Annotated in this window: 3 protein-coding genes; all 3 read left to right on the plus strand. The window is 65.6% G+C overall.

Annotated elements, in window-relative coordinates; all coding sequences use genetic code 11:
- The first annotated feature begins 131 nt into the window (after positions 1-131).
- Positions 132-1424: a UDP-N-acetylglucosamine 1-carboxyvinyltransferase gene (gene murA, locus EN780_RS31470; protein ID WP_128276218.1), complete on the plus strand. Its 1293-nt coding sequence runs from the start codon at positions 132-134 to the stop codon at positions 1422-1424.
- Positions 1425-1765: 341 nt separating this feature from the next.
- Positions 1766-2197: a DUF2948 family protein gene (locus tag EN780_RS31475; RefSeq protein WP_127282871.1), complete on the plus strand. Its 432-nt coding sequence runs from the start codon at positions 1766-1768 to the stop codon at positions 2195-2197.
- Positions 2198-2206: 9 nt separating this feature from the next.
- Positions 2207-2769: histidinol dehydrogenase (locus tag EN780_RS31480; RefSeq protein ID WP_189556892.1), on the plus strand; the 563-nt coding region annotated here is incomplete at its 3' end.

The following is a 2769-nucleotide window of genomic DNA, read 5'->3' on the forward strand; positions in this document are numbered from 1 at the left end:
CCACACTGCCCCGCCATACTTGGACCAAGGGACCATAAATCCTATTTCTTGAACCAAGCCGGCCAATGGTCTAGACGGGCCGATACTCAAACGATTGAAACCGGCCGTTTCGGCCGAGGGGACATTCTCACATGGATCGCATCAGAATTGTCGGCGGCAACAAGCTCGCCGGAAGCATTCCGATCTCCGGCGCGAAGAACGCTGCATTGCCGCTGATGATCGCCTCGCTCTTGACCGACGACACGCTGACGCTTGAGAACGTGCCGCATCTGGCCGATGTCGAGCAACTGATCCGCATCCTCGGCAATCACGGTGTCGACTATTCCGTCAACGGCCGGCGCGAGAAGCAGCAGGAAGGCTATTCGCGCACCATCAACTTCTCCGCCCGCAACATCGTCGATACCACGGCTCCCTATGAGCTGGTGTCGAAGATGCGCGCCTCGTTCTGGGTGATCGGGCCGCTCTTGGCCCGCATGGGCGAGGCCAAGGTGTCGCTGCCGGGCGGCTGCGCCATCGGCACGCGCCCGGTCGACCTGTTCCTCGAAGGCCTGCAGGCGCTCGGCGCCGATCTCGACGTCGACACCGGCTATGTCATCGCCAAGACCAAGAACGGCCGCCTCGTCGGCAACCGCTATGTGTTCCCGAAAGTGTCGGTCGGCGCCACCCATGTGCTGATGATGGCGGCTTCGCTGGCCAAGGGCGAAACGGTGCTGGAAAACGCCGCTTGCGAGCCCGAGATCGTCAACCTGGCCGAATGCCTCAACGCGATGGGCGCCAGGATTTCCGGCGCCGGCACCCCGACCATCACCATCGACGGCGTCGAGGCGCTCTCCGGGGCCCGCGTGCGCGTCATTCCCGACCGCATCGAGACCGGCACCTATGCCATGGCTGTGGCGATGACCGGCGGCGACGTGGTGCTGGAAGGCGCCCGCCCCGAGCTGCTGCAGACCGCGCTCGATGTGATCTCGCAAACCGGCGCCGAGATCACCCCGACCAATTCGGGCATCCGTGTCCGGCGCAACGGCGCCGGCATTGCGCCGGTCGACGTGACGACGGCGCCCTTCCCGGCCTTCCCGACCGACCTGCAGGCGCAGTTCATGGGCCTGATGACGATGGCCAAGGGCAAGTCGCGCATCACCGAGACGATCTTCGAGAACCGCTTCATGCACGTGCAGGAGCTCGCCCGGCTCGGCGCCCACATCACGCTCTCCGGCCAGACGGCGATCGTCGACGGCGTCGCCAAGCTGAAGGGCGCGCCGGTCATGGCGACCGACCTGCGCGCTTCCGTCTCGCTGGTCATCGCCGGCCTTGCCGCCGAAGGCGAGACCACCGTCAACCGCGTCTATCACCTCGACCGCGGCTTCGAGCGGCTGGAGGAGAAGCTTTCCGGCTGCGGCGCGGTGATCGAGCGGATTTCAGGCTGACGCAGTAAGGCAAGCGCAGTCTCTACCGACGCGTGTTGGACGGACCAATTGTCGACATCGCCGCCGCCCCTCATCCGCCTGCCGGCACCTTCTGCCCGTATAGTGACGGGGAGAAGAGGGCTGGGGCGGCCTTGGCGCTCTTCCCGCAACGCTGGTGATTGGCGAAACTTTCGGCGAAGGCGTCCTTCTCCCCGTCACCATACGGGGAGAAGTGCCCGGCAGGGCGATGAGGGGCAGCGCAAACCTCAGGTAATTGCCTTGGGCAGTTCCGTGTCGAGGTTGCACGGACTGGAAAGACCGCCTAACAGGAAGCTGAAACCAACCTTAGGTACAAATTCCGCATGGCTCTCAAGCTCATCGCGCTCGACGACCAGGACCTGAGCATCGTCTCGGCCCATGTCCAGGACGCCGTGATGAAGGTGTCGGATCTCGAATTCCTGCCGGCGGCCAAGCGCTTCGTGCTGACCATGAACCGTTTCGTCTGGGAGGCGAAATCCGGCCTGTTCCGCCAGCACAATGAGCGGCGGCAGGCGGTGCTGCATTTCGACCGCGTGCTCGGCGCCAAGACCAGCGGCATTGCCCGCGACAAGCCGGCCGAGGTGCTGTCGCTGCTGGCGATCAGCTTCGTCGGCATCAGCAAGCCGGCCGGCATCGTCGAGCTGGTGTTTTCGGGCGGCGGCACGATCATGCTGGACGTCGAGTGCATCGAGGCGCGGCTTGCCGACATAGGCGGCGCCTGGGAAGCCTCCTCGCGTCCCGTACATAGGGCTTGAGCGCAGCAGATGGCCATCACACTCAGCCAGTCCGACGCCGACTTCGAGCAGCGTTTCGCCGCCTTCCTGACGACCAAGCGGGAGGTGTCGGCCGATGTCGACGCGGCGGTGCGCGAGATCGTCCAGCGCGTGCGCGCCGAGGGCGACAAGGCGCTCATCGACTATACGCTGAAGTTCGACAAGGCGGACCTCACCAGGCTTGGCATCGCCGTCTCCAAGGATGACATCGCCAAGGCCTATGCCGAGGCCGATCCGCAAACGGTCGAGGCGCTCAAATTCGCCCGCGACCGCATCCGCTCGCATCACGAGCGGCAGAAGCCCAAGGACGACCGCTATGCGGACGCCGCCGGCGTCGAGCTCGGCTCGCGCTGGACGGCGATCGAGGCGGTCGGGCTCTACGTGCCGGGCGGCACGGCGAGCTATCCGAGCTCGGTGCTGATGAACGCGGTGCCTGCCAAGGTGGCCGGCGTCGAGCGCATCGTCATCGTGGTGCCGGCGCCAGGCGGCGTCATCAACTCGCTGGTGCTGGTGGCGGCCGATATCGCCGGCGTCGCCGAGATCTACCGCGTCGG

This window comes from Mesorhizobium sp. M4B.F.Ca.ET.089.01.1.1 (genome assembly GCF_004022605.1).
Lineage (GTDB): Bacteria > Pseudomonadota > Alphaproteobacteria > Rhizobiales > Rhizobiaceae > Mesorhizobium > Mesorhizobium abyssinicae.

Excerpts from the sequence above, each read along its gene's own strand:
- EN780_RS31475 (WP_127282871.1), top strand. The coding sequence starts at position 1,766 with ATGGCTCTCAAGCTCATCGCGCTCGACGACCAGGACCTGAGCATCGTC.
- murA (WP_128276218.1), top strand. The coding sequence starts at position 132 with ATGGATCGCATCAGAATTGTCGGCGGCAACAAGCTCGCCGGAAGCATT.